This window comes from Streptomyces sp. NPDC046308 (assembly GCF_055588065.1).
The window spans coordinates 81,020-96,475 of sequence record NZ_JBVJFB010000006.1 but is presented as its reverse complement, the minus strand read 5'-3'; the positions used below and the strand labels follow the sequence as shown (position 1 = coordinate 96,475).

Here is a 15,456-nt window from a genome sequence, read left to right as displayed (position 1 = left end):
GATGGTGACCTTTGCGCAGGCGCAGGAGCGCGCCGAGGAGTGGATCAACGGCGACGTGCCCGCGTACCAGCACCGTGAGGTGCGCGTACGGGAGTTCGGGCTCGGGTTCGTGGTGTGGGCGGAGGACCGTGCGGCGGGTCCGGTGTCCGGGGGCGGCCGGCAGCGGCTGGTCATCGCGCGGGACAGCGGGGAGGTGACGCTGTGGCCGGGGCTGCCGGTGGGTGAGGTGATCCGCCGGTACGAGGAGGAGTACGGGGCGGTCGCCGCCTCGGCCGCTTCGGAGGCTTCGGTTCCGCCGCCGCGGATCGACTCGGAGCAGACCTCGTTCATGCTGAGCCCGCCGGAGTGGCTGCAGGAGGCCGCGGACCGGGCGGGGATTCCGCCCGCGCCGGCGCCCGCGTCGGCTCCGGCTCCGGCTTCCGTTGCCGGTGAGCCGGCCGCCGCGGCTCCGGCCGCGCCCCCGGCGCCGGTGGAAGCGGTGCCGCTGCGGCGCGGGGGTGAGATCCCGTACGAGCCGACGGCCAACGACGGCGTCCCGGCGGGCGCCCCGGCGCCGGCCCCGGCCCCGGCCGCGCCCGCGGTGCCCACCGGTGCCACGCCGTGGGCGGGTACCGATGTGAACTCCGGTACGGACGACGCGTCCGTGCCGCTGCCCGCGACCGTGTTCGCGCCGCCGCTGTCCGGGTCGGACCTGGAGGACCGGCCGTCCTCCGGCGTGGCCCCCGAGGCCAAGACCACGCTGATGCCGGGCGGCAGCCAGCTGCCGCGGACGGCCGTCGTGCCCGCGCTGGGTTCGCCGGCCGCCGACATCGCCGACGCGCCGACGAGCAAGGCGCAGGTCTCCCGGCCGGGTGGGCCCGCGGGCCAGCAGTCGACGCCCCCCGGTGCCCCCGGTGCGCCGGGTGCGGGCGCGGGGCAGCAGTCGACGCCGCCGGGTCCGCCCGGTGCTCCCGGTGCCCATCACGCCGCGACGATGCTCGCGGGGCCCGGCGTGCCGCAGCCTCCCGGCCCGCCCGGTGCTCCGGGTGCGCCCGGTGCGGGTCAGCCGCCCGCGCCCCCCGGCCCGCCCGGGGCTCCCGGGTCGCTCGGCCGCGGGCTGGACCACGCCGCGACGATGCTGGCCGGCCCCGCCGTGACCGGTCAGCCGCCCGCGCCGCCCGGCCCGCCCGGTGCCCCCGGCGCCGGCGCGCCGCAACCGCCCGGTCCGCCCGGCCCGCCCGGGGCTCCCGGGTCGCTCGGTCGTGGGCTCGACCACGCCGCGACGATGCTGGCCGGTCCGGCCGTGACGGGTCAGCCCCCGGCGCCTCCCGGTCCGCCCGGGGCCCCTGGTGCGCCCGGGGCTCCCGGGGCGCCCGGTGGCGGTGCCCATCACGCCGCGACGATGCTCGCGGGGCCCGGCGTACCGCAGCCGCCCGGTCCGCCGGGGGCTCCCGGCGCTCCCGGTGCGCCCGGCGCGCCCGGTGGCGGGCTGGACCACGCCGCGACGATGCTGGCCGGCCCCGGCGTACCGCAGCCGCCCGGCCCGCCCGGTCCGCCGCCGGGCGGCCCCGTGGCGCAGCCCCCGGTCCAGGTCCCGACCGGTGCGCCCACCGTCGGCCCCGGATACCAGGCCGTGCTGCGCTACCGCGCGCCCGACGGCTCCGAGCAGCAGCTCATCCGCCGCTCGGCGCCCGGCACCCCGCACCCGGAGTGGCAGATCCTGCACGAACTGCGCGCCATGAACGTGCCGCCGCAGCAGGTGCTGGAATTGCACACCGAACTGGAGTCCTGTGAGCTGCCCGGCGGTTACTGCGCGCGGATGATCCGGGAGACCTGGCCGCAGGTGCGGATCACCAGCGTGGCCCCGTACGGGAAGGACCACGCGGGCCGACAGGCCGGCATGCGGCACCTGCTCACCCATCAGGGCGAGCTGCACCAGGTGGCGGACGGTCCGGCGCGCCCCGCGCCGGTACGGGCGCCCCTGCCGCAGGTCCCGCTGCAGCCGGCGATCCCGCTGGAGGCGATCGCGCAGGAGCTGACGGGGGCGTTCGGTCCGCAGGGCGTGTTCCGCTTCGACCAGCGGGCGGTGTCCCGTCAGGGTGTGCCGGAGATCGTGGCGCAGACGCTGATGTGGTCGGGTCTGCCCGTCGACTTCGGGCCGTTCTTCTGGGCGCAGGCGGTGCCGGGTCAGCCGGTGCCGACGCTCGCCGAGATGGCCGCGCAGCGGCAGGTGCAGCCGGCTTCGGACGCGGGCTCGTACCTCGTGGTCGGCAGCGACTTCGGCAAGGCGCTCTGCGTGCAGTACGGCACGGCGCACATCGTGGCGGTGCCGGTGGAGGGCGGTCCGGGCGGTGCTCCGGTGCCGCCGCAGTTCGTGAACTCGAGCCTGCCGCAGTTCGTGCGTTCGCTGGCGATGCTGGGTCACATGTGGCGGCTGCGCCAGCATCTGACGCCGGAACAGGCCGGCCGGTGGACCGTCGATTTCCAGGCGAATGTCGCCGGGCTCGACAGTGCGGCGCTGGCGTCGCCGGAGAGCTGGTGGTCGGTACTGCTGGAGCAGATGTGGGACGGACTGCTCTGAGGTCGCCCTGATCGGGTGACCGGTGCAATGGCCGGGTCGGGACCCTCGGAGGGGGTCTCGGCCCGGCCATTCGGGCTTCTGGGAGCAAATGGCGCATCCTTGACGGGAATCCCCGCGAGAGAGGCGCATCCAGGATGAGTGCACCCATGGCGACCGTGCGCGGTCGCGGCTACCGCATGGAAGAGGTCGACCGGTATCTCGCCCGGCTCTCCGGGAGCCGCGACGACGCCTGGGAGCGGGTGGCACGGCTGACGGTCCTGGCCAAGCAGATGGAGGCGGAGGCGGCGCGGCTGCGGGAGGCGGTGGCCGGGCTCGCCCCGCAGACGTACGACGAACTGGGCGAGCGGGCCCGCCGGATCCTGCTGCTGGCGCAGGAGGAGGCGGACGCCGTACGGATGGACGCGCGGGCGGACGCGTTCGCGACGCTGGGCGCGGCCGAGGCGCGCGCCGACCGGGCGGCGGAGCTGGCGCGGGCCGACGCGGAGGCGGTGCGCGAGCAGACCGAGGTACGGGTCCGGCAGGGGCTGCTGCGGGCGCAGCGGGAGGCGGACGACGTACGGGCGCAGGCCCGGGACGACGCGGCGGCGTGGCGGTCCGAGGCGGCGGCAGCGCTGGCCGAGACGCGGCGGCGGGCGGACGCGGAGCTGGCGGAGCGCGAGCAGGAGCAGAAGGAGCGCTGGGAGACCGCGGAGCGGGCCCTGGCCGCGCGGGAGGCGGAGTTGGAGGCGCGCCACGCCGAGCTGGAGCAGCAGGCGCAGGCCCGCCTGGACGCGGCGCGGCGGGGGTTCGCGGAGGCGGAGGAGTCGGCGCGGCACGGCCAGGAGGACGCGGAGGCGCGGGCCGCGGAGCTGGTGGCGGCGGCGCGGGTGCGGGAGGAGCGGATCGGGCGGGAGACGGACCGCGTGCTGCGGGAGCACGCGGAGGCGCAGGACGAGATGCGGGCCCACATGAACCACGTCCGCTCCAGCCTGGCGGCCCTGACGGGCCGCGCCCCCGCGGAGGGCTGACGCGGATCGCCCGGCGGCGCCGCTGCCGGGGCCGCATCTTCCGGCGGGGCCGCGCAAGTTCGGCCCCTCCGGCGTTTGAGGCGCGGGGTGGGCCCCGGAGGGGCTAGGCGGCCGGTTGCTGATCCGACGGTGCGGCCGGTTTGATCGGGGGCTCGTACCGGTAAGGGTCGCTGCGTAGGCCTCGGGCCGTGACCGTCACCGCGAACGGCGGGGCCGTGCCCGGCGGGAGCGGGGCGCTCAGGGTGCCCGTCGCGGGGTCGAGGAAGGCCGGGGCGGTGGCGCCGTTCACGCTCACCCGGGCTGGGGTGCCCGCAGGGCCGGGGCCGAAGCCGCCGCCCTCGACGGTGAGCAGGCCGTCGGCCACGCAGACGTCGGTGATCACCGGGTTGGCGCGGACGGCCATCTTGTTCACCAGGTAGGCCCCGGCCGGGGCGCCCGTCAGGGCCCACATTTCGGCCGGCAGCCGGGGGAGCCCGGCCCCCACGTCCGCGAGGAAGAACAGCACCACGTACAGCATCGTGACCGCGCTGAGCGCGACGTACTGGACGTCGACGAGATCGGTGCGCCCGCCGTCGTTGGCGATCAGCTCCCGCAGCGGCCGCCGCCCCGACCGCGTGGGCTTCGCGGCCGGCTTGGCCAGCGTGCCGTTCTCCACGCGCAGCCCGACGACCGTCTTCGCCGCGATCAGTGCCACGTACGGGCCGCCGAGCAGCGGCAGGTACACGGTGGTCAGCTGGGACAGCGGGCCGTCGGCGGCCCCGAAGTAGCCGACGCCGCCGCCCGCGGTGAGCCCGTACGCGAGGATCGCGAGCAGGAGCCAGACGAGGATCACCGTCCAGGCCAGGGCGAGCGTCGTGGAGGTGGAGAGCCGGCCGTCGCGGCCGGTGACGAACGCCGGGTTCCTGCGCAGCCGCAGGCCGATCGGTCCGGCCAGCGCGGCCAGTAACAGCAGTGCGCACAGTGCGGATGCCATGTCGTCCCCCCCCCCCGGATGACGGTGCTGCGTACGAGGGTCGCCCACTGGCCCAGCCATGACAAGTCCGGTCGTTGCCCGCTACTCCTCGCGCAGCTCCGGCAGGACCGGGAACCTGCGCGGCGCCACGAACAGCAGGACCAGCAGCGCGGCCACGGCGGCCGCGCTCGCACCGAGGAAGATGTGCTCCACGGCGGTGGCGACGGCCTCGCGCAGGTAGTCGGCGGCGGCCTGCGGGAGCAGCCCCGGCCGCTCCAGTGCCTTCGCGACGTCGTCGAGGTGGTCCGGGAGCCCCGGTACGGGCGCGCCGGCCAGGCGGGCGGCGATGGTCGCGTTGGCCACGGCGGCGAGCAGGGCGGCGCCCACGCTCTGACCGACCTGCCGGCAGAAGAGCACCGAGGCCGTGGTGGTCCCGCGCTCGGCCCAGCCCACCGTGGACTGGACCCCGACGATCAGCGGAAGCTGGAAGAGGCCGAGGGCGCCGCCCAGCAGCAGCATGATCAGAGCGGGCTGCCAGGGCCGGGCGGGGTGCGGCAGCAGGGTGAAGGAGAACAGGATCACCGCCGCGAGGCCGATCCCGACGGCCGCGGTGTTCCGGAAGCCGATGCGCCGGTACACGTGCTGGCTGAGGGCGGCGCTGATGGGCCAGCTCAGGGTCATCACCGACATCACCAGCCCGGCGCTGACGGGCCCGAGGCCGAGCACGGACTGCGCGTACGTCGGCATGAACACCATCGGGGCGACCATCAGCAGCCCGAGCGCGGCCAGGGCCAGGTTGACCGCGGCGATGGTGCGCCGCCGCCAGACCCAGCCGGGCAGGATCGGTTCCTCGGCCCGGCGTTCCACCACGACCACCACCGCGGCCAGCACCGCGCTCGCGCCGAGCAGCCCCAGCGAGGGCGTGGACAGCCACGGCCAGGCGACCCCGCCCTGGACGAGCGCGAAGAGCAGCAGCCCGCCGCAGGCGAAGACGGCCAGGGCGCCCGCCCAGTCGACGGGGCCCCGGCGCCCGGGGGACCGTACGGGCTCCACCAGGTGACGGGTGACCATCCACAGGGCGAGGGCGGCCAGCGGAAGGTTGAGCAGGAAGATCCAGCGCCAGTGCGCGTACGAGGCGAGGAGCCCGCCGAGCGCCGGGCCGGCCACGGCCGAGGTGGCCCAGACGCTGGACATCCGGGCCTGGATCCGCGGGCGTTCCTTCAGCGGGTAGAGGTCGGCCGCCAGGGTCTGGACCGTGCCCTGCAGGGCGCCGCCGCCCAGGCCCTGGACGATGCGGAAGGCGATGAGGGCGGCCATGTTCCAGGCGAGGGCGCACAGCAGCGAGCCGACGAGGAAGAGGCCGATGCCGAAGAGGAGGACGGGCTTGCGGCCGAAGGTGTCGGACAGCTTCCCGTAGACGGGCAGGGTGACGGTGACGGCCAGCAGATAGCCGGAGAAGAGCCAGGAGAAGACGGAGAACCCGCCGAGGTCGCCGACGATCTGCGGGACGGCGGTGGCGACGATGGTGCTGTCGAGGGCGACGAGGGCCATGCCGAGCATCAGCGAGGCGACCACGGGGGTCGGCGGCCCGCCGCCGGCCTTCCGGGCGCCCCCGGAGGGGCCGCCGGCCGGGTTCCCGCCGCCGGCCGCACCGGCCGCACCGGCCCCACCGGCCCCACCTGCCGCCCCTGTCGAGGCCCGGGACCCCGTGGCCGGAGGGGCCGCCCCCGCCGTCCCCGCCGTCCCCGGCGCGTGGTCAGCGGGCCCCGCAGGGATGCCGTCGTGGCCTGCGCCCGTGCTCTCCGCTGCGGCCACCGAGATTCCTTCCCCCTGCACGTAACTGCGGGGAACACCTTCTCACCGCCCCCGCGCCCGGCGGTATCCCCCAGGCCCTCTCGCTCGAAGGGTGGACATCCCCTAGGGGTCCCTCCGCACAACGGGCCAGGGGCGGTTCCTCCCGGCGGAGGAGGTGGGGGCGCCCCCCGCCTCCTTAACTGGAACATACGGACCGGGAGGTGGGGGGTGGGGATAACCCCCGGGTGGATACGGCGATGGGCACCAGCGTGCCAGGACCCCCACCCGCCGCAGACTCATGACGACGCACGCGGCAGGCACGCGGCACACAGACGCACGCAGACGCACACATGCGAAAAGGGAGAAAGACCGTGACAACGGCTATGACCGAAACCAGGCACGGGGGTACTGGAGGGCATGAAGCCGTCGCGGCCCGGGCACGGAAGCTCGTCAAGGCGTACGGCTCGGGGGAGACGCGCGTCGTCGCCCTCGACGACGTGGACGTGGACATCATGCGCGGCCAGTTCACCGCGATCATGGGCCCCTCCGGCTCCGGAAAGTCCACGCTGATGCACTGCCTCGCCGGTCTCGACACGGTGACCAGCGGGCAGATCCACCTGGACGACACCGAGATCACGGGGCTGAAGGACAAGAAGCTCACGCAGCTGCGCCGGGACCGGATCGGCTTCATCTTCCAGGCCTTCAACCTGCTGCCCACGCTCAACGCCCTGGAGAACATCACGCTCCCCATGGACATCGCGGGCCGCAAGCCCGACGCGGAGTGGCTGAACCGGGTCGTGGAGACCGTCGGCCTCGCCGGCCGGCTCAAGCACCGCCCGACCGAGCTCTCCGGCGGCCAGCAGCAGCGTGTGGCGGTCGCCCGCGCCCTCGCCGCCCGCCCGCAGATCATCTTCGGTGACGAGCCCACCGGAAACCTGGATTCCCGGGCCGGGGCGGAGGTCCTCGGCTTCCTGCGCCGTTCCGTGGACGAGCTGGGCCAGACCATCGTCATGGTCACCCACGACCCGGTGGCCGCCTCCTACGCGGACCGCGTCATCTTCCTGGCCGACGGCCGCATCGTCGACGAGATGTACGGGCCTACCGCCGACCAGGTCCTGGACCGCATGAAGGACTTCGACGCGCGCGGGCGGACATCATGAGCAACACCGTCCTGAAGACCTCGCGGCGCAACTTCGTCGCGCACAAGGGGCGGATGGCGCTCTCCGCCGTCGCGGTCCTGCTCTCCGTCGCCTTCGTCTGCGGCACCCTGGTGTTCACCGACACCATGAACACCACCTTCGACAAGCTGTTCGCCGTCACCAACTCCGACGTGACCGTCAGCCCGAAGGAGGCCAAGGCCGGGGAGGAGACCCCCGACCGCGGCAGGCCCGAGATGCTCGCCGGCTCGGCCGTCGAGCAGATCAAGAAGGCCGAGGGCGTCCAGAGCGCCGAGGGCGGCGTCGTCTCGATGTCCGTCACCGTGGTCAACTCCAAGAACGAGAACATGGGCTCGACCACCGGTGCCCCGACCATCGCGGGCAACTGGAGCGACAACGAGCTCAAGTCCATGAAGATCACCTCGGGCCGGGCGCCGCGCGGCCCCACCGAGGTGATGGTCGACGCCGACACCGCGAAGAAGCACGGCCTCGGGCTCGGTGACGAGCTGCGCACCATCGCCATCACCGGCGACATCAGGGCCAGGATCACCGGTATCGCCACCTTCACCGTGACCAACCCGGGTGCGGCCGTCGTCTACTTCGACACGGCCACCTCGCAGCAGGCCCTGCTCGGCTCCGCCGGCTCCTTCACGCACGTCAACGTCACGGCCAAGGACGGCGTGAGCGACGAGCAGCTCAAGCAGAACATCGCCGCCGCCGTCGGCGCGGACACGTACAAGCTGCAGACCGCGAAGGAAGCCGCGGACGCCAACCGCAAGGACGTCGGCTCCTTCCTGAACGTCATGAAGTACGTGATGCTCGGCTTCGCCGGCATCGCCTTCCTCGTCGGCATCTTCCTGATCTTCAACACCTTCTCCATGCTGGTCGCCCAGCGCACCCGCGAGATCGGCCTGATGCGCGCCATCGGCGCCGACAGCGGACAGGTCCTCAAGTCCGTGGTCGTCGAGGCCTTCCTGCTCGGCGTCGTCGGCTCGGTCCTCGGAGTCGGCGCGGGCGTGGGCCTGGCCGTCGGCCTGATGAAGCTCATGGGCCAGATGGGCATGCACCTGTCCACCGACGACCTGACGGTCGCCTGGACCACCCCGGTCGTCGGCATCGTCCTCGGTGTCCTCGTCACCGTCGTCTCCGCCTTCGTCCCGGCCCGCCGCGCCGGCAAGGTCTCCCCGATGGCCGCACTGCGCGAGTCCGGCACCCCGGGCGACAAGAAGGCCGGCCGCATCCGCGCCGCCCTCGGCCTGCTCCTCACCGGCATCGGCGCCGCGGGGCTGTTCCTCGCCGCGGCCGCCGAGAAGGCCGGCCCCGGATCGCTGTGGCTGGCCCTGGGCGTCGTCTTCAGCCTCATCGGCTTCATCGTGATCGGCCCGCTGCTCGCCGCGGGCGTCGTACGGGTGCTCTCCGGCGTGGTGCTGCGGCCCTTCGGGTCCGTGGGCCGGCTCGCCGAGCGCAACGCCCTGCGCAACCCGCGCCGCACCGGCGCCACCGCCGCCGCGCTGATGATCGGCCTCGCGCTGGTCGCCTGCCTGTCGGTGGTCGGCTCCTCGATGGTGGCCTCCGCCACCGACGAGCTCGACAAGTCCGTCGGGGCGGACTACATCGTCAACTCCGAGACCGGGCAGCCCATGCTGCCGCAGGCCGAGCAGGCACTGCGCGCCACCGCGGGCCTGGACCACGTCACCGCCTACCGCGAGGTGGCGGCCAGGATCACCGCCCCCGACGGGAGCACCGAGGAGGACGGCCTCGGCGCCAACGACCCGACGTACGCCAAGGACATCCGGCGCAAGATGGTCGCCGGCGAGCACGCGGCGGCGTACGGCAAGGGCTCCATGTCGGTGGGCTCGGAGTACGCGACCAAGCACGGCATCAAGCTCGGTGACGAGCTGACGGTCGCCTTCACCGGCGGCAACACGGTCAAGCTGAAGGTCGCGGCGATCACCAGCGACGCCGGCAACCTCGACAAGACCATGAAGTACATCAGCACCGAGACCGCCCGGGCGAACGTCCCGGCCGACCGGCTGCCGCTGCCCTTCATGCTGCTGGCCAGCGCGAAGGACGGGCAGTCCGACGCCGCCGCGTACAAGGCGGTCAAGGCGGCGATGGCGGAGTACCCGCAGTACAAGGTGCGCAACCAGGCCGACTACAAGCAGTCCCTCAAGGACCAGGTCGGCCAGCTGCTCAACATGGTCTACGGGCTCCTCGGCCTCGCCATCATCGTCGCGGTCCTGGGCGTCGTGAACACCCTGGCCCTGTCGGTGGTCGAGCGGACCCGCGAGATCGGCCTGATGCGCGCCATCGGCCTCTCCCGGCGCCAGCTGCGCCGCATGATCCGCCTGGAGTCGGTGGTCATCGCCCTCTTCGGCGCGCTGCTCGGCCTCGGGCTGGGCATGGGCTGGGGCGCCAGCGCCCAGAAGCTGCTGGCCCTCCAGGGCCTGAAGGTCCTGGAGATCCCGTGGCCGACGATCATCGGGGTGTTCGTCGCCTCCGCCTTCGTGGGCCTGTTCGCCGCACTGGTCCCGGCCTTCCGGGCGGGGCGGATGAACGTCCTGAACGCGATCGCCAGCGAGTAACCGCCGGGCGGTCGCACGGGGGAGGGCGCCGGCCCGGGACCTTGGTCCCGGGCCGGCGCCTCGTTTTCCGGCGCCTCGTTTTCCGCCCCTCAGCGGCCCGTCAGCCGCGCCGCATCAGGACGATCCCGGCCGCCTCGCCCACCAGGGTGTACCGCTCACCGGGGTGCAGCTGGCCGGCGTAGACGACGGGGTCCTCGCCGGCCCACTTGGAGGAGTTGTCGATGGTGATCCAGTCGGGGACCACGCCCTTGCTGCCGCCGATCCACAGGACGCGGCAGCGGGAGGTCAGCCGGGTCAGCGGTGTGGTGTCGGCCTCCACGGTGGCCCCGTCGGGGATCTGGCCGAGGAGCCGCTCGACGGCCGTGACCCGGTCGGGCTTCTCGTACGTACGCGCCTCCGCGAGCTTGGCGGTCGGCATGGCCGTCGCTGCCAGGGCGAGGCCGGCGGCGAGGACGGCGGTGGGCAGCTGCAGGCAGTAGGCGCGCAGCCGGGGCCGCTCGCTGCGCCGGAACGTGTCGATCGCGTCGACGAGGGCGAGGGAGACGACGGGCATGAGCACGGCGCTGTAGTGCCAGTCGGTGGACCAGTAGTGGTCGTCCCCGGACAGGAACCGCCAGCCGAGGGTGGGCGCGGCGACCAGCAGCAGCGGTGAGCGCAGGGCGAGCAGTCCGGAGGTGGGGATCAGCACCCACGCCAGGGTGGCGAGCTTGGTGCCGGTGCCGGAGAACGGGCCGCCGCCGTCGATCTTGTGCCAGTAGCCGTAGCCCTCGGTGGCGAAGGCCGGTATGACGACGGTGAACACGAGGGCGGCGAAGACGGCGCCGAACGCGGCGACGCCGAGCGCGGTCCACGCGGTCCGGCGGTCGGTGGTCCAGGCCCGCCAGGCCACGACCACGGCCAGGGCGGCGAGCGTGAAGCCGAGGTCCTCCTTGACCAGGACCAGCGGAAGGGCCCACAGCAGCGCGGCCTGCCACCGCCGGGCGAGCACCGCCTCCAGGGAGAAGGCCAGCAGCGGCATGGCGAAGGCGATCTCGTGGAAATCGAACTCCACGGCCCGCTGGACGCCCCAGGACAGCCCGTACGCCACGCCGATCGCGGCGCCGCGGGCCCGGCCCAGGAGCCGTCCGGCCGCCCTGGTGACGGGCACGGCGGAGAGCGCGAACAGCGCGGCCTGCACGACGAGCAGGGTGATCGGGCCGGGGAAGAGCCGGTAGACGGGCGCGGCGAGCGCGATGATCGGGCTGAAGTGGTCGCCGAGGATGTTGGCGCCCGGCCCCTTCAGGTCCGCGACGGGCTCCCGCAGGTGCGCGTACGCACGGATCGCCTGCTCGAAGATGCCCAGGTCCCAGGAGGCCCAGTCCATCCGCCGGAACCGTCCGACGGAGAGGACGAGGTAGACGAGGAAGAGGCCGGCGGCGACCGCGTACGGTCCGGCCCACCGGTTCCCGAGGGGCTTCGGCCGCGCCGGTGTCGCCGGCGCCGGGTCCGGCCGCGCCGGATCCGCCGCGGGGTCCGGCCGGACTATGGCATCGCTCGTCACGGCCTTCGTGCCCCCTCGGCGAGCTCCGACGTCAGTACCTCGTCATCGTAGAGGGGCTCGAACGCACCCCCGGTTGCCTCCGTGAGCCCTTCGGTCCGGGCCCGTGCGGGCGCCCGGGCCGTCACCCGCACGGGCGACCCGAATCCCCCGCGCGCGGCGGCGGGGCGCGTCGTAGGGTGGGAACCCCCGGCCCGTGCGACGTGTCGGGTCCTTCGCGTTGCCCCTTCACCGGACGGAAAGCCTCCTTCATGAGCCTGCACGGACTGCTCGACGCCGTCACCCGGGACCCCGCCCTCGCCGAGGCGGTCACCGCGGCCGGGGACGGCAACCGCATGCACGTGGACCTGGTCGGCCCCGCCGCCGCACGGCCCTTCACGATCGCCGCGCTGGCCCGGCGGACCGAGCGGACGGTGCTCGCGGTCACCGCCACCGGGCGCGAGGCCGAGGACCTGGCCGCCGCCCTGCGCTCGCTGCTGCCCCCCGACGAGGTGGTGGACTACCCGTCGTGGGAGACGCTCCCGCACGAGCGGCTCAGCCCGCGCAGCGACACGATGGGCCGCCGGCTCGCCGTACTGCGCCGCCTGGTGCACCCCAGCAAGGACGACCCGGCGGCAGGTCCCGTGAGCGTGATCGTCGCCCCCATCCGGTCCGTGCTGCAGCCGCAGGTCAAGGGGCTCGGGGACCTGGTCCCGGTCAGCCTGCGCCAGGGCGGGAGCGCCGACCTCGGGGAGATCACGGCGGCGCTGGCCGCCGCCGCGTACGCGCGCGTCGAGCTCGTCGAAAAGCGCGGGGAGTTCGCCGTGCGCGGCGGCATCCTCGACGTGTTCCCGCCCACCGAGGAACACCCGCTGCGCGTGGAGTTCTGGGGCGACGAGGTCGAGGAGATCCGCTACTTCAAGGTCGCCGACCAGCGGTCCCTGGAGGTCGCCGAGCACGGGCTGTGGGCCCCGCCCTGCCGCGAGCTGCTGCTGACCGACGCCGTACGGGAGCGTGCCGCGGCCCTCGCCGAGGCCCATCCCGAGCTCGGCGAACTGCTGAACAAGATCGCCGAGGGGATCGCCGTCGAGGGCATGGAGTCCCTGGCCCCGGTCCTCGTCGACGACATGGAGCTGCTGATCGACGTCCTGCCGGCCGGGTCGATGGCCGTGGTCTGCGACCCCGAGCGGGTCCGTACCCGGGCCGCCGACCTCGTCGCGACGAGCCAGGAGTTCCTGACGGCCTCCTGGGCGGCCACCGCGGGCGGCGGCGAGGCCCCCATCGACGTCGGCGCGGCCTCGCTGCGCGGGATCGCGGACGTCCGCGACCGGGCGCGCGAGCTGAACATGATGTGGTGGTCGGTCTCCCCCTTCGCCGCCGACGAGGCGGTGGGCGGGGACACGCTCAAGCTCGGCATGCACGCGCCGGAGGCCTACCGCGGCGACACCGCCCGGGCGCTGGCCGACACCAAGGGCTGGATCGCCGACGGTTGGTACACCGTCTACCTGACCGAGGGCCACGGCCCGGCCGCCCGTACCGTCGAGGTGCTCGGCGGCGAGGGCATCCCGGCCCGGCTGGAGGCCGAGCTCCGCGCCCTGGAGCCGTCGATCGTCCACGTCGCCTGCGGCTCGGTCGACAACGGGTTCGTCGACCCGGCCCTGAAGATCGCCGTCCTCACCGAGACGGACCTGACCGGTCAGCGCACCGCCACCAAGGACCTGGGCCGGATGCCGACCCGGCGCCGCAAGTCGATCGACCCGCTGACCCTCGAGGCCGGCGACTACATCGTGCACGAGCAGCACGGAGTGGGCCGCTACGTCGAGATGGTCCAGCGGACCGTGCAGGGCGCCACCCGCGAGTACCTGCTGGTGGAGTACGCGCCGGCCAAGCGCGGCCAGCCCGGCGACCGCCTCTACATCCCCACCGACCAGCTGGAGCAGGTCACCAAGTACGTCGGCGGCGAGGCCCCGACCCTGCACCGGCTCGGCGGCGCCGACTGGACCAAGACCAAGGCGCGCGCGAAGAAGGCGGTCAAGGAGATCGCCGCCGACCTCATCAAGCTGTACAGCGCCCGCATGGCGGCCCCCGGCCACACCTTCGGCCCGGACACCCCCTGGCAGCGCGAGCTGGAGGACGCCTTCCCGTACGCGGAGACGCCCGACCAGCTCACCACCATCGCCGAGGTCAAGGAGGACATGGAGAAGTCGGTCCCCATGGACCGGCTGATCTGCGGCGACGTCGGCTACGGCAAGACCGAGATCGCGGTCCGGGCGGCCTTCAAGGCGGTCCAGGACGGCAAGCAGGTCGCCGTCCTCGTCCCGACCACCCTGCTGGTGCAGCAGCACTTCGGGACCTTCTCCGAGCGCTACAGCCAGTTCCCGGTCAACGTGAAGGCGCTGTCCCGCTTCCAGAGCGAAACCGAGTCGAAGGCCACCCTGGAGGGCCTGAAGGAGGGCTCGGTGGACGTGGTCATCGGTACGCACCGGCTCTTCTCGCAGGAGACGAGGTTCAAGAACCTGGGCCTGGTCATCGTCGACGAGGAGCAGCGGTTCGGCGTCGAGCACAAGGAGCAGCTGAAGAAGCTCCGCGCCAACGTGGACGTGCTCACGATGTCCGCGACGCCGATCCCGCGCACCCTGGAGATGGCGGTGACCGGCATCCGCGAGATGTCGACGATCACCACCCCGCCGGAGGAGCGCCATCCGGTGCTCACCTTCGTCGGCCCGTACGAGGAGAAGCAGATCGGCGCGGCCATCCGCCGCGAACTGCTGCGCGAGGGCCAGTGCTTCTACATCCACAACCGGGTCGAGTCCATCGACCGGGCGGCCGCCAAGCTGCGCGAGATCGTGCCCGAGGCGCGGATCGCGACGGCCCACGGCCAGATGTCGGAGCAGGCGCTGGAGCAGGTCGTCGTGGACTTCTGGGAGAAGAAGTTCGACGTGCTCGTCTCCACGACGATCGTCGAGTCCGGCATCGACATCTCCAACGCCAATACCCTCATCGTGGAGCGCGGCGACAACTTCGGCCTGTCCCAGCTGCACCAGCTGCGCGGCCGCGTCGGCCGCGGCCGCGAGCGCGGGTACGCGTACTTCCTCTACCCGCCGGAGAAGCCGCTCACGGAGACCGCCCACGAGCGCCTGGCCACCATCGCCCAGCACACCGAGATGGGCGCCGGCATGTACGTGGCCATGAAGGACCTGGAGATCCGCGGCGCGGGCAACCTGCTCGGCGGCGAGCAGTCCGGTCACATCGCGGGCGTCGGCTTCGACCTGTACATCCGCATGGTCGGCGAGGCCGTGGCCGACTACCGGGCGGCCGTCGAGGGCGGGGTGGAGGAGGAGCCGCCGCTGGAGGTCAAGATCGAGCTCCCGGTCGACGCGCACGTCCCGCACGACTACGCCCCCGGCGAGCGGCTGCGCCTGCAGGCGTACCGGTCCATCGCCTCCGCCAACTCCGAGGCGGACATCAAGGCCGTACGGGAGGAACTCACCGACCGCTACGGCAAGCTGCCCGAGCCGGTGGAGAACCTGCTGCTGGTGGCCGGGCTGCGGATGCTCGCCCGGGCCTGCGGGGTCGGGGACATCACCCTCCAGGGCAACAACGTCCGCTTCGGGCCGGTGGAACTGCGCGAGTCGCAGGAGCTGCGCCTCAAGCGGCTCTACCCGGGGACGGTGCTCAAGCCCGCCACCTCGCAGGTGCTGGTCCCGCGCCCGAAGACGGGCAAGGTCGGCGGCAAGCCGGTGGTCGGGCGGGAACTGCTGGCCTGGACGGGAGAGTTCCTCACCACCATCCTCGGCTCCTGACCGACGCGGCGGCCGGGCGTCCGCGATGCGGACGCCCGGTCCGTCCCGACGCCGCGCACATCCGGGGCGTTTCGCCCCTGAG

8 protein-coding genes are annotated in these 15,456 nt (G+C 73.7%); 5 read left to right on the top strand and 3 right to left on the bottom strand.

The window, feature by feature from the left end; all coding sequences use genetic code 11:
• The first annotated feature begins 1 nt into the window (after position 1).
• Both ACZ6JT_RS23900 and ACZ6JT_RS23895 read left to right on the top strand, forming a co-directional pair.
• A complete protein-coding gene (locus ACZ6JT_RS23900) occupies positions 2–2,560 on the top strand; it encodes an SUKH-4 family immunity protein (RefSeq protein WP_469212691.1) in 2,559 nt (852 codons plus the stop codon).
• A gap of 134 nt (positions 2,561–2,694) precedes the next feature.
• Positions 2,695–3,567, top strand: a complete 873-nt coding sequence (locus ACZ6JT_RS23895; RefSeq protein WP_469212689.1) for a cellulose-binding protein — start codon at positions 2,695–2,697, stop codon at positions 3,565–3,567.
• A 103-nt stretch (positions 3,568–3,670) separates the two neighbouring features.
• On the opposite strand, the gene ACZ6JT_RS23890 is transcribed toward ACZ6JT_RS23895, so the two are convergent.
• Positions 3,671–4,540, bottom strand: a complete 870-nt coding sequence (locus ACZ6JT_RS23890) for a hypothetical protein (RefSeq protein WP_469212687.1) — start codon at positions 4,538–4,540, stop codon at positions 3,671–3,673.
• Positions 4,541–4,621: 81 nt separating this feature from the next.
• Complete coding sequence (locus ACZ6JT_RS23885; protein WP_469212685.1) at positions 4,622–6,094, bottom strand: MFS transporter; 1,473 nt, start codon at positions 6,092–6,094, stop codon at positions 4,622–4,624.
• Between the two features lie 602 nt (positions 6,095–6,696).
• Here ACZ6JT_RS23885 and ACZ6JT_RS23880 point away from each other — a divergent pair.
• Complete coding sequence (locus ACZ6JT_RS23880) at positions 6,697–7,473, top strand: ABC transporter ATP-binding protein (protein WP_376620465.1); 777 nt, start codon at positions 6,697–6,699, stop codon at positions 7,471–7,473.
• Positions 7,470–10,055, top strand: coding sequence for an ABC transporter permease (locus ACZ6JT_RS23875; protein WP_469212683.1), 2,586 nt, complete (start codon positions 7,470–7,472; stop codon positions 10,053–10,055). The genes ACZ6JT_RS23880 and ACZ6JT_RS23875 overlap by 4 nt, the downstream gene beginning before the upstream one ends.
• A 100-nt stretch (positions 10,056–10,155) precedes the next feature.
• On the opposite strand, the gene ACZ6JT_RS23870 is transcribed toward ACZ6JT_RS23875, so the two are convergent.
• Complete coding sequence (locus tag ACZ6JT_RS23870; RefSeq protein ID WP_469212681.1) at positions 10,156–11,595, bottom strand: DUF2079 domain-containing protein; 1,440 nt, start codon at positions 11,593–11,595, stop codon at positions 10,156–10,158.
• Positions 11,596–11,843: 248 nt separating this feature from the next.
• On the opposite strand from ACZ6JT_RS23870, the gene mfd reads away from it, so the two are divergent.
• Positions 11,844–15,374: a transcription-repair coupling factor gene (gene mfd, locus ACZ6JT_RS23865; RefSeq protein WP_469212680.1), complete on the top strand. Its 3,531-nt coding sequence runs from the start codon at positions 11,844–11,846 to the stop codon at positions 15,372–15,374.
• Positions 15,375–15,456: the final 82 nt, after the last annotated feature.

Coding starts and splice junctions, on each gene's coding strand:
- ACZ6JT_RS23900 (WP_469212691.1), top strand. CDS start 2: ATGGTGACCTTTGCGCAGGCGCAGGAGCGCGCCGAGGAGTGGATCAAC.
- ACZ6JT_RS23895 (WP_469212689.1), top strand. CDS start 2,695: ATGAGTGCACCCATGGCGACCGTGCGCGGTCGCGGCTACCGCATGGAA.
- ACZ6JT_RS23890 (WP_469212687.1), bottom strand. CDS start 4,540: ATGGCATCCGCACTGTGCGCACTGCTGTTACTGGCCGCGCTGGCCGGA.
- ACZ6JT_RS23880 (WP_376620465.1), top strand. CDS start 6,697: ATGACCGAAACCAGGCACGGGGGTACTGGAGGGCATGAAGCCGTCGCG.
- ACZ6JT_RS23875 (WP_469212683.1), top strand. CDS start 7,470: ATGAGCAACACCGTCCTGAAGACCTCGCGGCGCAACTTCGTCGCGCAC.
- mfd (WP_469212680.1), top strand. CDS start 11,844: ATGAGCCTGCACGGACTGCTCGACGCCGTCACCCGGGACCCCGCCCTC.